The organism is Pseudomonas juntendi (assembly GCF_021560075.1).
GTDB lineage: Bacteria > Pseudomonadota > Gammaproteobacteria > Pseudomonadales > Pseudomonadaceae > Aquipseudomonas > Aquipseudomonas juntendi.
In genome coordinates this window covers 1,965,849-1,985,701 of the sequence record NZ_CP091088.1, presented here as the reverse complement: position 1 = coordinate 1,985,701, position 19,853 = coordinate 1,965,849, and the positions used below count along the sequence as shown (strand labels likewise).

The window sequence follows — 19,853 nt, the reverse complement described above, 5'->3', positions numbered from 1 at the left end:
CGCGGCGCATCGCGAGCTGCGCTCGCTCCTACGCTTGTTTCGGGCCAGTTATGCCTGTGGGATTTGCGCGCGAACGCTTTGGCGCACGCCTCGATATGGCGACGTACAAACAAGGCGGTCGCGCGCGGGCGGCGCTCGGTTTCACAGGCGCTGCATTCCTTTCGCCATACAAATGGCAGCCCTCACGCGACCCACGCCAGCCCAACAAACCCCACAATCACGTCTATGCTTGTGGCAGCACCGCACCCAGGGCAGCACTGGCCGGCCGCTTCATCAGCCAGTCATGACCCAACCACTAAAGTATTGACCCAGAGCGGTGCAACCGCCGCGCAAAGCTGCTAGAACACGGCCCTTTCGCATTTACAAGTAGGGGGACTCGCCAGATGAACTTTACAAGGCTCAGAACAGCCCAATTAACTGGCACCAGGCCAAATGATATTAATTATCATTACGAAACTTGTAATTCGTTACCACTCGCAAGAAACATAATTAACAAAAGCGCACGCAATGCCCGAATTTCAAGGCTTTCAGCCATTTACGCGCTGCTGTTGCACTAAATCCTACGGATAAATTTGCTACAGAAATTTTACTTGCACCAGGTTTACCCATAAAATCAGCGCGATTGATTCAGCTGCGACATTTGGTCACTGCATGTGCGACACCAGGTCGCCGCTCTACACTTATTTCAGACTGCAGAGCTGGGTCTCTGTATAAGGATTTCTAGCATGTCCGATTCGGCAGGACTCATCGCCCACAACTGGGGCTTTGCCATCTTCCTCCTGGGTGTCGTCGGCCTGTGCGCCTTCATGCTCGGCCTGTCCAGCCTGCTCGGTAGCAAGGCATGGGGCCGCGCCAAGAACGAACCCTTCGAATCCGGCATGCTGCCCGTCGGCAGCGCCCGCCTGCGCCTGTCCGCCAAATTCTATCTGGTCGCGATGCTGTTCGTGATCTTCGATATCGAAGCCCTCTTTCTCTTTGCATGGTCTGTGTCCGTCCGCGAAAGCGGCTGGACCGGGTTCGTCGAAGCACTCGTTTTCATAGCAATTCTGTTGGCAGGTCTTGTCTACCTATGGCGCGTCGGGGCACTTGATTGGGCTCCCGAAGGTCGCCGCAAGCGGCAAGCGAAGCTGAAACAATGAGGCTTTGGCATGCAATACAATCTCACCAGAATCGATCCGGATGCGCCCAACGAGCAGTACCCGGTCGGTGAACGGGAAACCGTCACTGATCAACTGCTGGAGGACCAGGTCCACAAGAACATCTTCATGGGCAAGCTCGAAGATGTGCTACGTGGCGCGGTCAACTGGGGTCGCAAGAACTCACTGTGGCCGTACAACTTCGGCCTGTCCTGCTGCTACGTGGAAATGACCACGGCCTTCACGGCACCCCACGACATCGCCCGCTTCGGTGCCGAAGTCATCCGGGCCTCGCCGCGTCAGGCCGACTTCATGGTCATTGCCGGTACCTGCTTCGTGAAAATGGCGCCGATCATCCAGCGCCTGTACGAGCAGATGCTCGAGCCCAAGTGGGTGATCTCCATGGGGTCGTGTGCCAACTCCGGTGGCATGTACGACATCTACTCGGTCGTTCAGGGGGTCGACAAGTTCCTCCCCGTGGACGTCTATGTGCCTGGCTGCCCGCCACGCCCTGAGGCTTTCCTGCAAGGCTTGATGCTGCTGCAGGAGTCGATCGGCCAAGAACGACGCCCGCTTTCCTGGGTTGTTGGTGATCAAGGTATTTACCGTGCCGAGATGCCAGCCCAGAAAGACTTGCGTCGTGAGCAGCGCATTGCCGTAACCAACCTGCGCAGCCCCGACGAAGTCTGATCCAGCGACCTGCCGCCCGCTCCCCATGGAGCCGGCGGCCTGGCTTCATTCTTAACGTTGACCCAAAGCGACCGAGACCATGACAGCGGACAACGCTATTTTCATTCCGCCCTACAAGGCTGACGACCAGGATGTGGTCGTCGAACTGCACAACCGATTTGGCGCCGAAGCATTCGTCGCCCAGGAAACCCGCACCGGCATGCCCGTGCTGTGGGTCAAGCGCGCCCAACTCAAGGAAGTGCTGAGCTTCCTGCGTGGCGTGGCCAAGCCGTACAGCATGCTGTACGACCTGCACGGCGTCGACGAACGCCTGCGTACCCAGCGCCGCGGCCTGCCAGCCGCCGACTTCAGCGTGTTCTACCACCTGCTGTCGATCGAGCGTAACAGCGACGTGATGATCAAGGTGTCGCTCAGCGAAGGCGACCTCAACCTGCCATCGGTGACCAGCATCTGGCCGAACGCCAACTGGTACGAGCGCGAAGTCTGGGACATGTTTGGCATCGACTTTGCCGGCCACCCGCACCTCAGCCGCATCATGATGCCCCCCACCTGGGAAGGCCACCCGCTGCGCAAGGACTACCCGGCCCGTGCCACCGAGTTCGACCCGTACAGCCTGACCCTGGCCAAGCAGCAGCTCGAAGAGGAATCGGCGCGCTTCAACCCCGAAGCCTGGGGCATGAAGCGTCAGGGCGCCAACGAGGACTACATGTTCCTCAACCTCGGCCCCAACCACCCTTCGGCGCACGGTGCATTCCGCATCGTGCTGCAGCTGGACGGTGAAGAGATCGTCGACTGCGTACCGGACATCGGCTACCACCACCGTGGCGCCGAGAAAATGGCCGAGCGCCAGTCCTGGCACAGCTTCATCCCCTACACCGACCGTATCGACTACCTCGGCGGGGTGATGAACAACCTGCCGTACGTGCTCGCGGTGGAGAAGCTGGCCGGCATCCAGGTGCCGCAGAAGGTCGACGTGATCCGCATCATGCTCGCCGAGTTCTTCCGCATCACCAGCCACCTGCTGTTCCTGGGCACCTATATTCAGGACGTGGGTGCCATGACCCCGGTGTTCTTCACCTTCACCGACCGCCAGCGCGCCTACACCGTGATCGAGGCGATCACCGGTTTCCGCCTGCACCCGGCCTGGTACCGCATCGGTGGCGTCGCCCACGACCTGCCGCGCGGCTGGGACAAGCTGGTCAAGGACTTCGTCGAATGGCTGCCCAAGCGCCTCGACGAGTACACCAAGGCGGCCTTGCAGAACAGCATCCTCAAGGGCCGTACCATCGGCGTCGCTGCCTACAACACCAAGGAAGCACTGGCCTGGGGCACCACCGGTGCGGGCCTGCGCGCCACCGGTTGCGACTTCGACCTGCGCAAAGCCCGCCCTTACTCCGGCTACGAGAACTTCGAGTTCGAAGTACCGCTGGCCCACAACGGCGATGCCTACGATCGCTGCATGGTCCGCGTCGAGGAGATGCGCCAGAGTATCCGCATCATCGACCAGTGCCTGCGCAACATGCCGGAAGGCCCGTACAAGGCGGATCACCCGCTGACCACGCCGCCGCCGAAAGAGCGCACCCTGCAGCACATCGAAACCCTGATCACGCACTTCCTGCAAGTCTCGTGGGGCCCGGTGATGCCGGCCAACGAGTCGTTCCAGATGATCGAGGCGACCAAGGGCATCAACAGTTACTACCTGACGAGCGATGGCGGCACCATGAGCTACCGCACCCGGATCCGTACCCCGAGCTACCCGCACCTGCAGCAGATCCCTTCGGTGATCAAAGGCAGCATGGTCGCCGACCTCATTGCGTACCTGGGCAGTATCGACTTCGTTATGGCTGACGTGGACCGCTAAGCATGAACAGCACGCTTATCCAGACAGACCGTTTCGCCCTGAGCGAAACCGAGCGCTCGGCCATCGAGCACGAAATGCATCACTACGAGGACCCGCGCGCGGCGTCCATCGAAGCCTTGAAGATCGTTCAGAAGGAACGCGGCTGGGTGCCGGACGGCGCCATTCACGCCATCGGCGAAGTGCTGGGCATTCCGGCCAGCGACGTCGAAGGTGTAGCCACCTTCTACAGCCAGATTTTCCGCCAGCCAGTCGGCCGCCACATCATCCGCGTGTGCGACAGCATGGTCTGCTACATCGGCGGCCACGAATCGGTGGTCAGCCAGATCCAGAGCGAACTGGGCATCGGCCTTGGCCAGACTACCGCAGACGGCCGCTTCACCCTGCTGCCGGTATGCTGCCTGGGCAACTGCGACAAAGCCCCGGCGCTGATGATCGACGACGACACCTTCGGTGACGTGCAGCCGGCTGGCGTTTCCAAACTGCTGGAGGGTTACGTATGACCATTACTTCCTTCGGCCCGGCCAACCGCATCGCGCGCACGGCCGAAACCCACCCGCTGACCTGGCGCCTGCGTGACGACGGCGAACCGGTATGGCTGGCCGAGTATGAATCGAAGAACGGCTACGCCGCCGCGCGCAAGGCGCTGGCAGACATGTCCGCCGACGATATCGTGCAAAGCGTCAAGGACTCCGGCCTCAAGGGCCGTGGTGGCGCCGGCTTCCCCACCGGGGTGAAGTGGGGCCTGATGCCCAAAGACGAATCCATGAACATCCGCTACCTGCTGTGCAACGCGGACGAAATGGAGCCCAACACCTGGAAGGACCGCATGCTGATGGAGCAACAGCCCCATCTGCTGGTGGAGGGCATGCTGATCAGCGCCCGCGCCCTGAAGGCCTACCGCGGCTACATCTTCCTGCGCGGCGAATACACCACCGCCGCGAAGAACCTCAACCGCGCCATCGATGAAGCCAAGGCCGCAGGCCTTTTGGGCAAGAACATCCTGGGCAGCGGTTTCGATTTCGAGCTGTTCGTGCACACCGGTGCCGGGCGCTACATCTGCGGTGAAGAAACCGCGCTGATCAACTCGCTGGAAGGCCGCCGCGCCAACCCGCGCTCCAAGCCGCCCTTCCCTGCTGCGGTGGGTGTATGGGGCAAACCGACCTGCGTGAACAACGTCGAAACCCTGTGCAACGTGCCAGCCATCGTCGCCAACGGCAACGACTGGTACAAGTCGCTGGCCCGTGAAGGCAGCGAAGACCACGGCACCAAGCTGATGGGCTTCTCCGGCAAGGTCAAGAACCCGGGCCTGTGGGAACTGCCGTTCGGCGTTACCGCCCGCGAGCTGTTCGAGGACTACGCCGGTGGCATGCGTGACGGCTTCAAGCTCAAGTGCTGGCAGCCAGGCGGCGCCGGTACCGGCTTCCTGCTGCCCGAGCACCTCGACGCGCAGATGTACGCCGGTGGCATCGCCAAAGTCGGCACCCGCATGGGTACGGGCCTGGCTATGGCGGTCGACGACAGCGTCAACATGGTGTCGCTGCTGCGCAACATGGAAGAGTTCTTCGCCCGCGAGTCGTGTGGCTGGTGCACCCCTTGCCGTGACGGCCTGCCGTGGAGCGTGAAAATGCTGCGCGCACTGGAAAACGGCCAGGGCCGCGCCGAAGACATCGAGACGCTGCTGGGGCTGGTCAACTTCCTTGGCCCAGGCCGTACCTTCTGTGCTCACGCACCGGGTGCCGTCGAGCCATTGGGCAGTGCCATCAAGTACTTCCGCTCGGAGTTCGAGGCCGGTGTGGCGCCTGAAAGCGCTGGCACCCTGCGCCCGAACCTGGCGAAGCCGATTGTGGTCGGCGCATAAGAAGATAGAACGCGGGTGGTCCGTGCCACCCGCCAGCCCGCCGGCAGGCCCGAATGACTCGTGGCGTGCCGCAGGCTCACCGATTTCCATTAGCCACGCCCGCTCACGCGGGCCAACGAAGAACTTTGAACAATGGCCACTATCCACGTAGACGGCAAAGCGCTCGAAGTCAACGGTGCTGACAACCTGTTACAGGCGTGTCTGTCACTCGGCCTCGACATCCCTTATTTCTGCTGGCACCCCGCGCTTGGTAGCGTGGGTGCCTGCCGGCAGTGCGCGGTCAAGCAGTACACCGACGAGAACGACACCCGTGGTCGTATCGTCATGTCCTGCATGACCCCTGCTTCCGACGGCACCTGGATCTCCATCGACGATGAAGAGTCCAAGGCGTTCCGCGCCAGCGTCGTCGAATGGCTGATGACCAACCACCCGCACGACTGCCCGGTGTGCGAGGAAGGCGGTCACTGCCACCTGCAGGACATGACGGTGATGACCGGCCACAACGAGCGCCGCTACCGTTTCACCAAGCGTACCCACCAGAACCAGGACCTCGGCCCGTTCATCGCCCATGAGATGAACCGCTGCATCGCCTGCTACCGCTGCGTGCGCTACTACAAGGACTACGCCGGCGGGACCGACCTGGGTGTCTACGGCGCCCACGACAACGTGTACTTCGGTCGCGTCGAAGACGGCGTGCTGGAAAGCGAGTTCTCCGGCAACCTGACCGAAGTCTGCCCAACGGGCGTGTTTACCGACAAGACCCACTCCGAGCGCTACAACCGCAAGTGGGACATGCAGTTTGCCCCGAGCATCTGCCATGGCTGCTCCAGCGGCTGCAACATCAGCCCGGGCGAGCGCTACGGCGAGCTGCGCCGTATCGAAAACCGCTTCAACGGTTCGGTGAACCAGTACTTCCTGTGCGACCGCGGCCGCTTTGGCTACGGTTACGTCAACCGCACGGACCGCCCGCGCCAGCCACAACTGGCCGACGGCACCAAGCTGGGTCTGGACGCCGCCCTGGACAAGGCCGCCGACCTGCTGCGCGGCCGCACCATCGTCGGCATCGGTTCGCCACGCGCCAGCCTCGAAAGCAACTACGGCCTGCGTGAGCTGGTCGGTGCCGAGTACTTCTACTCGGGCATGGAAGCTGGCGAGCTGGCCCGGGTGCGCCTGGCCCTGGACGTGCTGAACAACAGCCCGCTGCCGGTGCCGACCCTGCGCGACATCGAAGACCACGACGCCGTGTTCGTGCTGGGTGAAGACCTGACCCAGACCGCTGCCCGCGTCGCCCTGGCTGTGCGCCAGGCGACCAAGGGCAAGGCCGAGGCCATGGCCGAAGCGATGAAGGTGCAGCCTTGGCTCGACGCTGCCGTGAAGAACATCGGCCAGCACGCGCTGTACCCGCTGTTCATCGCTTCGCTGGCGCAAACCAAGCTGGACGACGTGGCTGAAGAGTGCGTGCACGCAGCCCCCGCCGACCTGGCCCGCCTGGGCTTCGCCGTGGCCCACGCCATCGACCCGAACGCCCCGGCCGTCGAAGGCCTGGACGCCGAAGCCAAAGCCCTGGCCCAGCGCATCGCCGACGCCCTGGTGGCCGCCAAGCGCCCATTGGTGGTAGCGGGCACTTCGCTGGCCGACCCGGCCCTGATCGAAGCCGCCGCCAACATCGCCAAGGCCCTGAAGCTGCGCGAGAAAAACGGCTCCCTGAGCCTGGTGGTGCCAGAGGCCAACAGCATCGGCCTGGCCATGCTCGGTGGCGAGTCGGTAGATGCCGCGCTGGACGCCGTCATCAGCGGCAAAGCCGATGCGATCGTGGTGCTGGAAAACGACCTGTACGCCCGCGTAGCGGCTGCCAAGGTCGACGCAGCCCTGGCGGCCGCCAAAGTGGTGATCGTCGCCGACCACTCGAAAACCTCGACGGTCGACCGCGCCCACCTGGTGTTGCCGGCCGCCTCGTTCGCCGAAGGCGACGGTACCCTGGTCAGCCAGGAAGGCCGTGCCCAGCGCTTCTTCCAGGTGTTCGACCCGCAGTACCTGGACAGCAGCATCCAGATCCACGAAGGCTGGCGCTGGATGCACGCCCTGCGTGCCACCCTGCTGAACAAGCCGGTCGACTGGACGCAACTGGACCACGTCACCAGCGCCTGTGCGGCTGCCGCGCCGCAACTGGCCGGCATCGTCAATGCCGCGCCAAGCGCCGCGTTCCGCATCAAGGGCATGAAGCTGGCCCGCGAGCCGCTGCGCTACTCCGGCCGTACCGCCATGCGCGCCAACATCAGCGTGCACGAGCCACGTACCCCGCAAGACAAGGACACCGCGTTCGCCTTCTCCATGGAAGGCTACTCGGGCTCGGCCGAACCGCGCCAGCAGGTGCCGTTCGCCTGGTCGCCGGGCTGGAACTCGCCACAAGCCTGGAACAAGTTCCAGGACGAGGTCGGTGGCCACCTGCGTGCTGGTGACCCGGGCGTGCGCCTGATCGAGTCGCAAGGCGACCGCCTGAACTGGTTCAGCGCCATTCCGGGCGCCTTCAACCCGGCCCGTGGCACCTGGACTGCCGTACCGTTCTTCCACCTGTTCGGCAGCGAAGAAAGTTCCTCGCGCGCCGCCCCGGTGCAACAGCGTATTCCGGCGGCCTACGTGGCCCTGGCCAAGTCCGAGGCCGACCGCCTGGGCGTCAACGAAGGTGCGCTGCTGAGCCTGACCGTTGCCGGTGTGGCCCTGCGCCTGCCGCTGCGTATCAATGAAGAGCTGGGCGCTGGCCTGGTCGCGCTGCCGAAAGGCCTGGCCGGCATTCCGCCTGCCATCTTCGGTGCACCCGTCGAAGGTCTGCAGGAGGCAGCACAATGAGCTGGTTCACCCCCGAAGTGATCGATGTGATCATCCAGGTCGTCAAGGCTATCGTGGTGCTGTTGGCCGTGGTGGTCTGCGGCGCGCTGCTCAGCTTCGTCGAACGCCGCTTGCTGGGCTGGTGGCAGGACCGCTACGGTCCGAACCGTGTCGGCCCGTTCGGCATGTTCCAGATCGCAGCCGACATGCTGAAGATGTTCTTCAAGGAAGACTGGAACCCGCCCTTCGTCGACAAGATGATCTTCACCCTGGCGCCAGTCGTGGCCATGAGCGCCCTGCTGATTGGCTTCTCGATCATCCCGATCACCCCGGGCTGGGGCGTCGCCGACCTGAACATCGGCCTGCTGTTCTTCTTCGCCATGGCCGGCCTGTCGGTCTACGCGGTGCTGTTTGCCGGCTGGTCGTCGAACAACAAGTACGCCCTGCTGGGCAGCTTGCGGGCGTCGGCCCAGACCGTGTCGTACGAAGTGTTCCTGGGCCTGGCGCTGATGGGCGTGGTGGTGCAGGTGGGCTCGTTCAACATGCGCGACATCGTCGAGTACCAGGCGCAGAACCTGTGGTTCATCATTCCGCAGTTCTTCGGCTTCTGCACCTTCTTCATCGCTGGCGTGGCCGTGACTCACCGTCACCCGTTCGACCAGCCGGAAGCGGAACAGGAACTGGCCGACGGCTACCACATCGAGTATGCCGGCATGAAGTGGGGCATGTTCTTCGTCGGTGAGTACATCGGCATCATCCTCATCTCGGCGCTGCTGGTAACCCTGTTCTTCGGCGGCTGGCACGGCCCGTTCGGCATCCTGCCGCAACTGCCGTTCCTGTGGTTCGCATTGAAGACCGCGTTCTTCATCATGCTGTTCATCCTGCTGCGCGCCTCGATCCCGCGCCCACGCTATGACCAGGTGATGGACTTCAGCTGGAAGTTCTGCCTGCCGCTGACCCTGATCAATTTGCTGGTGACCGCTGCGCTCGTGCTCTACAACACGCCAGCCGTCGCGGCCCAGTGAGGATTTGACCCATGTTCAAGTATATCGGCGACATCGTTAAGGGCACCGGCACCCAGCTGCGCAGCCTGGCCATGGTGTTCTCCCACGGGTTTCGCAAACGCGACACCCTGCAGTACCCCGAAGAGCCCGTGTACCTGCCGCCGCGCTACCGCGGCCGCATCGTGCTCACCCGCGACCCCGACGGCGAGGAGCGCTGCGTAGCGTGCAACCTCTGCGCGGTGGCCTGCCCGGTCGGCTGCATCTCGCTGCAGAAAGCCGAAACCGAGGACGGCCGCTGGTACCCGGAGTTCTTCCGCATCAACTTCTCGCGCTGCATCTTCTGCGGCCTGTGTGAAGAAGCGTGCCCGACCACCGCGATCCAGCTGACTCCGGATTTCGAAATGGCCGAGTTCAAGCGTCAGGACCTGGTGTACGAGAAAGAAGATCTGCTGATCTCCGGCCCCGGCAAGAACCCTGACTACAACTTCTACCGTGTTGCGGGTATGGCCATCGCTGGCAAGCCGAAAGGCGCTGCACAGAACGAAGCCGAGCCGATCAACGTGAAGAGCTTGCTCCCATAAGGACAGAAAGATGGAATTCGCTTTCTACTTCGCATCCGGGATTGCCGTGGTGTCCACCCTTCGGGTGGTGACCGGCACCAACCCCGTGCACGCCTTGCTTTACCTGATCATTTCGCTGATTTCCGTGGCCATGATCTTCTTCTCCCTGGGTGCGCCGTTCGCCGGTGCCCTGGAAGTGATCGCCTACGCCGGCGCCATCATGGTGCTGTTCGTGTTCGTGGTGATGATGCTCAACCTCGGGCCGGCTTCGGTGGCCCAGGAGCGCGGCTGGCTCAAGCCCGGCATCTGGGCCGGGCCGGTCATCCTTGGCGCCCTGCTGCTGGCAGAGCTGCTGTACGTGCTGTTCGTCACCCCGAGCGGCGCCGGCATCAGCGGTACCACCGTGGGCCCGAAAGCCGTGGGGGTCAGCCTGTTCGGCCCCTACCTGCTGGTGGTCGAACTGGCGTCGATGCTGCTGCTGGCGGCAGCTGTGACCGCCTTCCACCTGGGCCGCAACGAGGCGAAGGAGTAAATCATGGGTGCTATCCCTCTCGAACATGGCCTGGCAGTCGCCGGCATCCTGTTCTGCTTAGGTCTGGTTGGCCTGATGGTCCGCCGCAACATCCTCTTCGTGCTCATGAGCCTGGAAGTCATGATGAACGCCTCTGCCCTGGCGTTCGTCGTCGCCGGGGCCCGTTGGGTCCAGCCCGACGGCCAGGTGATGTTCATTCTGGTGATCAGCCTGGCAGCTGCCGAGGCCAGCATTGGCCTGGCCATCCTGCTGCAGCTGTACCGCCGGTTCCACACTCTCGACATCGATGCTGCCAGTGAGATGCGCGGATGAACCTTCTCTTCCTGACTTTCGTCTTTCCCCTCATCGGCTTCCTGCTGCTGTCGTTCTCGCGCGGACGGTTCTCGGAGAACCTGTCCGCGCTGATCGGCGTCGGCTCGGTAGGCCTGTCGGCGGCCACGGCCGCCTACGTCATCTGGCAATTCAACGTCGCCCCACCTGAAGGCGGCGCTTACAGCCAGTTGCTGTGGCAGTGGATGTCGGTGGACGGCTTCGCGCCGAACTTCACCCTGTACCTGGACGGCCTGTCGGTCACCATGCTCGGCGTGGTCACCGGTGTCGGCTTCCTGATCCACCTGTTCGCCTCCTGGTACATGCGTGGCGAAGCCGGCTACTCGCGCTTCTTCTCGTACACCAACCTGTTCATCGCCAGCATGCTGTTCCTGATCCTTGGCGATAACCTGCTGTTCATCTACTTCGGCTGGGAAGGCGTGGGCCTGTGCTCGTACCTGTTGATCGGCTTCTACTACAGCAACCGCAACAACGGTAATGCCGCGCTCAAGGCATTCATCGTCACCCGCATCGGCGACGTGTTCATGGCCATCGGCCTGTTCATCCTGTTCGCCCAGCTGGGTACCTTGAACGTGCAGGAGCTGCTGGTGCTGGCACCACAGAAATTCCAGGCGGGCGACACCTGGATGGTGCTGGCAACGCTGATGCTGCTGGGCGGTGCGGTGGGTAAATCGGCCCAGCTGCCACTGCAGACCTGGCTGGCGGACGCGATGGCCGGCCCGACCCCGGTTTCGGCACTGATCCACGCCGCGACCATGGTGACTGCGGGCGTGTACCTGATCGCCCGTACCAACGGCCTGTTCCTGCTGGCACCCGACATCCTGCACCTGGTAGGCGTGGTCGGTGGCGTGACCCTGGTACTGGCCGGCTTCGCTGCGCTGGTGCAAACCGACATCAAGCGTATCCTCGCCTACTCGACCATGAGCCAGATCGGCTACATGTTCCTGGCCTTGGGCGTCGGTGCCTGGGACGCGGCGATCTTCCACCTGATGACCCACGCGTTCTTCAAGGCACTGCTGTTCCTGGCCTCCGGTGCGGTGATCGTTGCCTGCCACCACGAGCAGAACATCTTCAAGATGGGCGGCCTGTGGAAGAAACTGCCCCTGGCCTATGCCAGCTTCGTGGTCGGTGGCGCGGCCCTGGCCGCCCTGCCGATCGTGACGGTAGGCTTCTACTCCAAGGACGAGATCCTCTGGGAAGCCTTCGCCAGCGGCAACACCGGCCTGCTGTACGCCGGCCTGGTGGGCGCGTTCATGACCTCGCTGTACACCTTCCGCCTGATCTTCATCGCCTTCCACGGCGAAGCCAAGACCGAAGCGCATGCCGGCCACGGCATCAGCCACTGGCTGCCGCTGGGCGTACTGATCGTGCTGTCGACCTTCATCGGTGCCTGGATCACCCCACCGCTGGCCGGCGTGCTGCCTGAAAGCGCCGGCCATGCCGGTGGCGCCGCCAAGCACGCGCTGGAAATCACCTCGGGGTCGATCGCCATTGCCGGTATCCTGCTGGCAGCCCTGCTGTTCCTGGGCAAGCGCAGCTTCGTCAGTGCGGTGGCCAACAGCAGCATCGGCCGCGTGCTTTCGGCCTGGTGGTTCGCTGCCTGGGGCTTCGACTGGATCTACGACAAGCTGTTCGTCAAACCTTACCTGCTGATCAGCCACATGCTGCGCAAGGATCCGGTTGACCGCGGCATTGGCCTCATCCCTCGCCTGGCTCGCGGCGGCCACGTCGCCATGAGCAAGACCGAGACAGGCCAACTGCGCTGGTACACCGCCTCGATCGCCGTTGGCGCAGTGCTGGTACTCGGCGCTGTGGTAGTGGCTGCGGTATGACCATGAACTTTGCGAACCTTGCGACCCTGCAAAAGGAAACGAACCCGTCATGATTTTGCCTTGGCTGATCCTGATCCCCTTCATCGGCGGCTTCCTGTGCTGGCTGGGTGAGCGCTTCGGCGCCACCCTGCCGCGCTGGATCGCGCTGCTGACCATGTCCCTGCTGCTAGGCATCGGCCTGTGGCTGTGGGCTCACGGCGATTACACCCTCGCCCCCGCACCTGGCGCCGAACCGGCCTGGGCCCTGGAATACAAAGTCCAGTGGATCCAGCGCTTCGGCATCAGCATCCACCTGGCCCTCGATGGCCTCTCGCTGCTGATGATCCTGCTTACCGGCCTGCTCGGTGTGCTGTCGGTCCTGTGCTCGTGGAAAGAAATCCAGCGTCACGTCGGCTTCTTCCACCTCAACCTGATGTGGATCCTGGGCGGCGTGGTCGGTGTGTTCCTGGCACTGGACCTGTTCCTGTTCTTCTTCTTCTGGGAAATGATGCTGGTGCCGATGTACTTCCTCATCGCGCTCTGGGGTCACAGCTCGGCAGATGGCAAGAAGACCCGGATCTACGCGGCGACCAAGTTCTTCATCTTCACCCAGGCCAGCGGCCTGATCATGCTGGTGGCGATCCTTGGCCTGGTCCTGGTCAACTACAACACCACCGGCGTGCTCACCTTCAACTACAGCGACCTGCTCAAGGCCCAGTTGCCTGCGGGCGTGGAATACCTGCTGATGCTGGGCTTCTTCATCGCCTTTGCGGTGAAGCTGCCGGTGGTGCCGTTCCACTCCTGGTTGCCTGACGCTCACGCCCAGGCGCCCACTGCAGGTTCCGTGGACCTGGCCGGTATCCTGCTGAAGACTGCGGCCTATGGCCTGCTGCGCTTCGCCCTGCCGCTGTTCCCGAACGCCTCGGCCGAGTTCGCGCCGATTGCCATGACCCTGGGCCTGATCGGCATCTTCTACGGTGCGTTCCTGGCTTTCGCGCAAACCGACATCAAGCGCCTGATCGCCTTCTCCAGCGTCTCGCACATGGGCTTCGTGCTGATCGGTATCTACTCCGGCAGCCAGCAGGCCCTGCAAGGCGCGGTAATCCAGATGCTGGCCCACGGCCTGTCGGCTGCCGCGCTGTTCATCCTGTCGGGCCAGCTGTACGAGCGCCTGCACACCCGTGACATGCGCCAGATGGGCGGCCTGTGGCACCGTATCGCCTACCTGCCCGCCATCAGCCTGTTCTTCGCCGCTGCCTCGCTGGGCCTGCCCGGCACCGGCAACTTCGTCGGCGAGTTCCTGATCCTGCTCGGCAGCTTCGTGCATGTACCGTGGATCACCGTGATCGCCACCACCGGCCTGGTATTTGGCTCGGTGTACTCGCTGATCATGATCCACCGCGCCTACTTCGGCCCGGCCAAGAGCGACACCGTACTGGCCGGCATGGACGGTCGCGAGCTGATCATGGTGCTGGGCCTTGCGGTCCTGCTGATCCTGCTGGGCGTGTATCCGCAGCCATTCCTCGACACCTCTGCCGCCACCATGAGTGGTGTGCAGCAGTGGCTCGGCTCCGCTTTCACTCAACTCGCTTCGGCCCGGTAAGAGCGCTATGGAATTCACCACTCAACACTTCATCGCATTGGCGCCGATGCTGATCACCACCATCACCACGGTGGTGGTGATGCTGGCGATCGCCTGGAAGCGCAACCACTCGCAAACCTTCCTGCTGTCCACCGTGGGCCTGAACCTGGCGCTGCTGTCGATCCTGCCGGTGCTGAAGGTGGCACCGTTGGCGGTCACCCCGCTGCTGACCATCGACAAGTTCGCCTGCCTGTACATGGCGATCATCCTGGTGGCCACGCTGGCTTGCGTCACCCTGGCCCACGCCTACCTGGGCGAAGGCTCCAAAGGCTTCCCGGGCAACCGTGAAGAGCTCTACCTGCTGCTGCTGATGTCGGCACTCGGTGGCCTGGTGCTGGTCAGCGCCAACCACCTGGCGGGGCTGTTCATCGGCCTGGAGCTGCTGTCGGTGCCGGTCTACGGCCTGGTGGCCTATGCGTTCTTCAACAAGCGCTCGCTGGAAGCCGGTATCAAGTACATGGTGCTGTCGGCCGCCGGTTCAGCGTTCCTGCTGTTCGGCATGGCCTTGCTGTACGCCGACGCCGGCAGCCTGAGCTTCGACCAGATCGGCAAGGCCCTGGCGGCTACCAGCATGCCAAGCCTGGTGGCCCAACTGGGCCTGGGCATGATGCTGGTCGGCCTGGCCTTCAAGCTGTCGCTGGTACCTTTCCACCTGTGGACCCCGGACGTGTACGAAGGCGCCCCGGCGCCGGTTGCCGCATTCCTGGCAACCGCCAGCAAGGTCGCGGTATTCGCCGTGGTCGTGCGCCTGTTCATGCTCTCCCCTGCTGCCAGCAGCGGCGTGCTGAGCACCGTACTGGCGGTCATCGCCGTTGCCTCCATCCTGGTCGGTAACCTGCTGGCGCTGACCCAGAGCAACCTCAAGCGCCTGCTCGGTTACTCGTCCATCGCCCACTTCGGTTACCTGCTCATCGCCCTGATCGCCAGCAAGGGCCTGGCCCTGGAAGCCATGGGCGTGTACCTGGTCACCTACGTGATCACCAGCCTGGGCGCCTTCGGGGTCATCACCCTGATGTCCTCGCCCTATGGCGGCCGTGACGCCGATGCCCTGTACGAATACCGCGGCCTGTTCTGGCGCCGCCCGTACCTGACTGCAGTGCTGACCGTGATGATGCTGTCGCTGGCGGGCATCCCGCTGACCGCCGGTTTCATCGGCAAGTTCTACATCATCGCCACCGGTGTCGAGTCGCACCTGTGGTGGCTGGTTGGTGCCCTGGTGATCGGCAGCGCCATCGGCGTGTACTACTACCTGCGTGTCATGGTCACCCTGTACCTGGTCGAGCCGAACCTGCGTCGCCACGACGCACCGCTGAAGTGGGAGCAGCGCACCGGTGGCGTCATGCTGCTGGCCATCGCCATTCTTGCTTTCGTACTGGGTGTGTACCCGCAACCCCTGCTGGAAATGGTCCAGCAAGCCGGCCTGCAACTGATCGGCTGATTGCCCTGGCAATGAAAACACCCCGCTGATGCGGGGTGTTTTTTTATGTGCGTGTTTTAGGTCGCTGAGCATGCCAGCTCATTCACCACGGCTACCCAGCCCTGCGCCCGGCAGGGCCGCCTTGCGCAAATCACCATTGGCTGAAGGCAGGTAGACTTCCGGGTTGGGCATGCCGCTGGGCGACAGTTCATGGGTCATTTCGAATTCGGCACGTACCGACCAGCCACAGGCCTCGGTTGTGCATTGCAAATAAGCAATGCGCAGGAAAATATGGCGACCTTCACTGGTGCGGATGCGCATCCTGCTGTGGCAGTGCGGGCAGACAAGCTTGTAAGTACTCACGGCAAGTACCTGCAAGCACTGTTCAGGTGCAACTTCAGTGAGAATGCTCGCCGGAGTGTGTCAGTATTGGCCACAAAATCGGGACTATTCTTCAGTTTGGTGTTTCTCATTGCAGAAATGCTCCTTAAAACGCAGGGCTGTATTCATAACGAGTAGTTTAAGCCCATGGAATATCATTAAACCAGTCATGGATATTTGTTATGAGTACTCACGTACTGGCTGCGGTGCTCACGCGGCTCAAGCTTCTAACTGGCGCGCAGTCCGACGCCGATCTTTCGCGCGCACTGTCGGTGAGCCCGCAGACGCTCAGCAGCTGGAAGGTGCGCGATAGCATTCCCTATTCCCTTTGCATCGAGATCGCCAGGCAACATGCCTGCTCGCTGGACTGGCTTCTGCTCGGCCATGGCGAGCAGGCCCCGGCAAGCCGGGGCCTGACGGGTTGGGAAGCCGATGTGCTCGAGCGCCTGCGCACCTTGTCCCCCAGCGACCGCCAAGCCATCTTGCTGTTCATCGAAGACAAGCAGCGAATCCGGCAACTGGAACAGCGGTTGAGCGAGCTGGCGGGTTAACCCCGCTTACGCCAGCGCTGGATCAGTTCACGCGGGTCGAGGGTGTCGACCAGCACCATGACCTTCAGGCTGACCGGAATGACGATTACCGCTGCCACAAAACCGGCCATGCCACGTGACAGCAAGGGCACCGACTCCGAAATCAGCGGCTCGAACAAATGGCCCACGCCTACGGTGACGAACACCAGCAAGAGTTTCTTGGCCAGTGTCAGCCGCTTGGCGGTGTTGGTGATCAACCGGTCGCGTGCGGCACTGACCAGCAACGCCCCCAGCAACGCGGCGAACAACACATTGCCATCCACTCCCAGCATCTGCGCCAGGGTTGAACCCAAGTGGTCGCAGAACCATTGTTCAGGCATGTTTCAGCCCTCGTCGCGGTCCTGCAAGGCAAGGCGCGGAACCCAAGGTATGCAGGATCGCGGCTTCGACAAAACGGGTGTAACACACGTGCAAGGCGCGCCCATGGTCATGCCCGGCCACGTCCTCGAGGCGTTGGTAGCCCCGCTCACGCAGTGCCGCTCGCCAGCGGGCGAACTCGCTTGCCGCGGCAATCACGGCACAGCGCGCGGCCACCTCCAGCGCCGCATCACTGACTGGCTGCTGCAGCTTCAGCCGTTCATGCAACCTGCCCAAGTCCACCCGCGGCCAGAACGGGTCGTGGCTATCGGCAATGCGTGGTAGGCGATCGGTACTCATGCGTCACCTCCTCATTGCTCGGCCAGCATGCCGTAACGAATAGCCTTGATCACTGCAGCTACCCGGGTGGGCACATCGAATTTGCGCAGGATGTTGGACACGTGGAAATTCACGGTCGACTCCTTGCACGCCAGGATCTGCCCGATTTCCCAGGAACTCTTGCCATAGGCGCACCACAGCAGCACCTGCTGTTCACGTGGTGTCAGGCGCACCGGGGCGTCCGCCAGAGGGTGCTGCGAATGTCGAGCGTTGTCGGTCATGTTTGAACTCCACGGGTGAGTGAGCACGGCACGCTTGCCGATCTGCGTTCACCTTACGAAGCCCGGGCGGCAGCCTCCATCGCCGCCGCTTGTAAAGAACTTTCGTACAAAAGCGTCTGACGAAAGCAGCGGGAAAATGAGTGCTTTTCTTCGTGCTCCCGGCGGCATTTCGCTCGTCTCAACGCCGTTGTCCATTCGCTTTTCGCCTGGAGTCGTACAATGCGTCGCGTTATGCCCCTGTCATCCTGCCTGGGCCTGCTGGCTGCCATGGGCGCCACCCAGCCCGTCGTGGCGGCACCCTCGGTCGAGCTCGACCAGGTGCTGATCACCGACGAGGAGCAGACCGAACTGACGGCCGCCACCCAGCGCCTGCGCGAAATATCGGGCGCCAGCAACCTGGTGGACATGCAACGCGTCGGCCAAGGCCGGGTGGCCAGCAACCAGGACGTGCTGGCCTACCAGCCCGGTGTGTTCGCACAATCGGCAGGCAACGACGGGATCAAGTTGTCGATCCGCGGCTCAGGCCTCAATCGTGCCCCGGGGGCACATGGCTCTGGCATCTACACGATGTTCGACGGGCTGCCATTGACCGGCCCGGGGGGCACCCCCTACGAGCTGTTCGAACCCTTGTGGCTAAGCCGCGCGGAAGTGTTGCGCGGCGCCAACGGCTTCGATCTGGGCGCGCTGGCACTGGGTGGCGCGATCAACTACGTCACCCACACCGGCTATGACGCTGCACCGCTGCAGGTGCGCTACGAGGTGGGCAGCCGCGGCTACCAGCATCGGCATATCAGCTCGGGCCAGGTGCTGGGCGACCTCGACTACTACGTCGCGTTGACCGATGCCGAATACGACGGTTACCAGGCTCACAGCAGCGGCAGTGCCAAGGGCGTGGCTGCCAATGTCGGCTACCGCTTCAACCCCAACCTCGAAACGCGCTTCTACCTGCGCTACCGGGAAACCGAGAACGAACTGGCCGGGCGCCTGACCAAGGACCAGATCAAACACCACCCTCGGGCGGCCAACCCGGCCTACCTGGCCCGTGACGATAGCCGCCCGCAACCGGGCAGCACCTGGGTAGGCAACAAGACTACCTTCTACCTCGACGATGACGCGCGGGTGGAAGCCGGCCTGGTCTACCACGACTACCCCATGGACCTGCGCGAAGGGCCGATGCGCCTGAAGGTGGCCTATACCGACGTCAGCGGCACGCTCAACTATTCGCGCCGCGACAGCCTGTACGGCCACGAGAGCAAGACCACCCTCGGCTGGCGCACCACCAAACACCTGCCAAACAGCGGCGCCTCGCAGTTCGCCCGCACTGGCGACGTGTTCGGTGCAAGGACGCGGGACTTCACCTACCAGGGCTCCGATACCGTGCTGCATGCTGGCAATGACCTGGAACTGGTGCCCAACCTGTGGCTGACCACCGGCCTGGCCATGATCTACACCCGGCGTGAAAGCGACGTCACCTACCCTGCCGAGGGCGGCAAAGTGAGCATGCATGACTGGGATTACGCCCCCCGTGTGGGCTTGCGCTACGACCTTCGGCCGGACCTGCAGGTGTATGGTAACCTCAGCCGTTCGGTCGAGCCGCCACACCCCTGGTCGCTGATCTGGAGCGCACCGAGTACTGGCGGCAAACAGATCCAGCCGATCAAAATGCAGAACCAGACTGCAACCACCCTGGAAGTGGGCGCACGTGGCGATTCGGCCATCGGCCGCTGGGACCTGGCCTGGTACTACGCACAGGTGCGCCACGAACTGCTCGCCGTGGAAGTGGTGCCGAACTTCACCTCCGAGTTCAATGCCAGCGCCACAGTGCACCAAGGTGTGGAAGCCGGCCTCGTCAGCACCTTGTGGGAACGCGCAGGCACGGGCAAGTTGAGCCTGCGCCAGGCCTATACATTCAGTGATTTCCACTACCGCGATGACGAGGCGTTCGGTGACAATCGCCTGCCTGGCATCCCCATGCACTATTACCAGGCCGAGCTGCGCTACGACTGGCCGAACGGTTTCCATGCCGGGGTGAATACCCAGCTGGCATCCAAGGTTCAGGTGGACTACACCAACAGCTACCACGCTGATGAATATGCCCTGCTCGGCGCGCGTATCGGTTGGGATTCACCCCGCCAGGACTGGCAAACCTGGCTGGACCTGCGCAACCTCACCAACCAGCGTTATGCAGCGACGGTGACGCCCGCCTACAACGATGCCGGTAATGACAATGCGCGCTCCACCCCGGGCGAAGGCTTTAGCGTATACGCCGGGGTTTCCTACAGCTTCCGCTAACGCATG

The 19,853-nt window shown here is 63.0% G+C and carries 19 protein-coding genes; 15 read left to right on the top strand and 4 right to left on the bottom strand.

Annotated elements, in window-relative coordinates; translation table 11 throughout:
• The first annotated feature begins 725 nt into the window (after positions 1 to 725).
• The 13 genes from L1P09_RS09190 (at position 726) to nuoN (ending at position 15,688) form a co-directional block, all read left to right on the top strand.
• Entirely contained in the window at positions 726 to 1,139 is a 414-nt protein-coding gene (locus L1P09_RS09190; RefSeq protein ID WP_003251427.1) for an NADH-quinone oxidoreductase subunit A, read from the top strand.
• A 9-nt stretch (positions 1,140 to 1,148) separates the two neighbouring features.
• Positions 1,149 to 1,826, top strand: a complete 678-nt coding sequence (locus tag L1P09_RS09185; RefSeq protein ID WP_003251429.1) for a NuoB/complex I 20 kDa subunit family protein — start codon at positions 1,149 to 1,151, stop codon at positions 1,824 to 1,826.
• 79 nt (positions 1,827 to 1,905) lie between these two features.
• Positions 1,906 to 3,687: an NADH-quinone oxidoreductase subunit C/D gene (gene nuoC, locus L1P09_RS09180; RefSeq protein WP_009686425.1), complete on the top strand. Its 1,782-nt coding sequence runs from the start codon at positions 1,906 to 1,908 to the stop codon at positions 3,685 to 3,687.
• A 2-nt stretch (positions 3,688 to 3,689) separates the two neighbouring features.
• Positions 3,690 to 4,187 (top strand): NADH-quinone oxidoreductase subunit NuoE, encoded by a 498-nt coding sequence (nuoE, locus tag L1P09_RS09175; protein WP_003251433.1) that lies wholly within the window; start codon positions 3,690 to 3,692, stop codon positions 4,185 to 4,187.
• On the top strand, positions 4,184 to 5,545 hold the full coding sequence (gene nuoF, locus L1P09_RS09170) for an NADH-quinone oxidoreductase subunit NuoF (protein WP_009686424.1): 1,362 nt from the start codon (positions 4,184 to 4,186) through the stop codon (positions 5,543 to 5,545). Before nuoE ends, nuoF begins: the two co-directional genes overlap by 4 nt.
• A 132-nt stretch (positions 5,546 to 5,677) precedes the next feature.
• A complete protein-coding gene (nuoG, locus tag L1P09_RS09165; protein WP_232891983.1) occupies positions 5,678 to 8,392 on the top strand; it encodes an NADH-quinone oxidoreductase subunit NuoG in 2,715 nt (904 codons plus the stop codon).
• On the top strand, positions 8,389 to 9,396 hold the full coding sequence (gene nuoH / locus L1P09_RS09160; protein ID WP_029886631.1) for an NADH-quinone oxidoreductase subunit NuoH: 1,008 nt from the start codon (positions 8,389 to 8,391) through the stop codon (positions 9,394 to 9,396). The genes nuoG and nuoH overlap by 4 nt, the downstream gene beginning before the upstream one ends.
• Before the next feature lie 11 nt (positions 9,397 to 9,407).
• Complete coding sequence (gene nuoI, locus L1P09_RS09155) at positions 9,408 to 9,956, top strand: NADH-quinone oxidoreductase subunit NuoI (protein WP_016488223.1); 549 nt, start codon at positions 9,408 to 9,410, stop codon at positions 9,954 to 9,956.
• 10 nt (positions 9,957 to 9,966) lie between these two features.
• Positions 9,967 to 10,467, top strand: a complete 501-nt coding sequence (gene nuoJ / locus L1P09_RS09150; RefSeq protein ID WP_009686420.1) for an NADH-quinone oxidoreductase subunit J — start codon at positions 9,967 to 9,969, stop codon at positions 10,465 to 10,467.
• 3 nt (positions 10,468 to 10,470) lie between these two features.
• A complete protein-coding gene (gene nuoK, locus L1P09_RS09145) occupies positions 10,471 to 10,779 on the top strand; it encodes an NADH-quinone oxidoreductase subunit NuoK (RefSeq protein WP_003251446.1) in 309 nt (102 codons plus the stop codon).
• On the top strand, positions 10,776 to 12,629 hold the full coding sequence (nuoL, locus tag L1P09_RS09140; protein WP_009686419.1) for an NADH-quinone oxidoreductase subunit L: 1,854 nt from the start codon (positions 10,776 to 10,778) through the stop codon (positions 12,627 to 12,629). Before nuoK ends, nuoL begins: the two co-directional genes overlap by 4 nt.
• A gap of 49 nt (positions 12,630 to 12,678) precedes the next feature.
• Positions 12,679 to 14,211 carry an NADH-quinone oxidoreductase subunit M gene (nuoM, locus tag L1P09_RS09135; protein WP_029886633.1) on the top strand — a complete coding sequence of 511 codons (1,533 nt, stop codon included), beginning with the start codon at positions 12,679 to 12,681 and terminating at the stop codon, positions 14,209 to 14,211.
• Positions 14,212 to 14,218: 7 nt separating this feature from the next.
• A complete protein-coding gene (gene nuoN / locus L1P09_RS09130; protein ID WP_009686417.1) occupies positions 14,219 to 15,688 on the top strand; it encodes an NADH-quinone oxidoreductase subunit NuoN in 1,470 nt (489 codons plus the stop codon).
• A gap of 78 nt (positions 15,689 to 15,766) precedes the next feature.
• On the opposite strand, the gene L1P09_RS09125 is transcribed toward nuoN, so the two are convergent.
• The gene (locus L1P09_RS09125; protein ID WP_054904827.1) at positions 15,767 to 16,030 is read right to left on the bottom strand and encodes an ogr/Delta-like zinc finger family protein; all 264 of its coding nucleotides are present in this window, start codon (positions 16,028 to 16,030) and stop codon (positions 15,767 to 15,769) included.
• A gap of 200 nt (positions 16,031 to 16,230) precedes the next feature.
• Here L1P09_RS09125 and L1P09_RS09120 point away from each other — a divergent pair, with 200 nt between their 5' ends.
• The gene (locus tag L1P09_RS09120; RefSeq protein WP_029886636.1) at positions 16,231 to 16,599 is read left to right on the top strand and encodes a helix-turn-helix domain-containing protein; all 369 of its coding nucleotides are present in this window, start codon (positions 16,231 to 16,233) and stop codon (positions 16,597 to 16,599) included.
• Here the strand turns inward: L1P09_RS09120 and L1P09_RS09115 are convergent.
• Genes L1P09_RS09115 through L1P09_RS09105 form a run of 3 tightly spaced genes read right to left on the bottom strand, consistent with a single transcriptional unit; the run spans position 16,596 to position 17,555 of the window.
• Complete coding sequence (locus L1P09_RS09115; protein ID WP_009686414.1) at positions 16,596 to 16,958, bottom strand: hypothetical protein; 363 nt, start codon at positions 16,956 to 16,958, stop codon at positions 16,596 to 16,598. The two genes, L1P09_RS09120 and L1P09_RS09115, sit on opposite strands and share 4 nt — an antisense overlap.
• Positions 16,951 to 17,295: a head completion/stabilization protein gene (locus tag L1P09_RS09110; RefSeq protein ID WP_009686413.1), complete on the bottom strand. Its 345-nt coding sequence runs from the start codon at positions 17,293 to 17,295 to the stop codon at positions 16,951 to 16,953. The genes L1P09_RS09115 and L1P09_RS09110 overlap by 8 nt, the downstream gene beginning before the upstream one ends.
• Before the next feature lie 11 nt (positions 17,296 to 17,306).
• A complete protein-coding gene (locus L1P09_RS09105) occupies positions 17,307 to 17,555 on the bottom strand; it encodes a helix-turn-helix domain-containing protein (protein WP_009686412.1) in 249 nt (82 codons plus the stop codon).
• A gap of 219 nt (positions 17,556 to 17,774) precedes the next feature.
• On the opposite strand from L1P09_RS09105, the gene L1P09_RS09100 reads away from it, so the two are divergent.
• Positions 17,775 to 19,847, top strand: coding sequence for a TonB-dependent receptor family protein (locus L1P09_RS09100; RefSeq protein ID WP_235768740.1), 2,073 nt, complete (start codon positions 17,775 to 17,777; stop codon positions 19,845 to 19,847).
• The last annotated feature ends 6 nt before the right edge of the window (positions 19,848 to 19,853 follow it).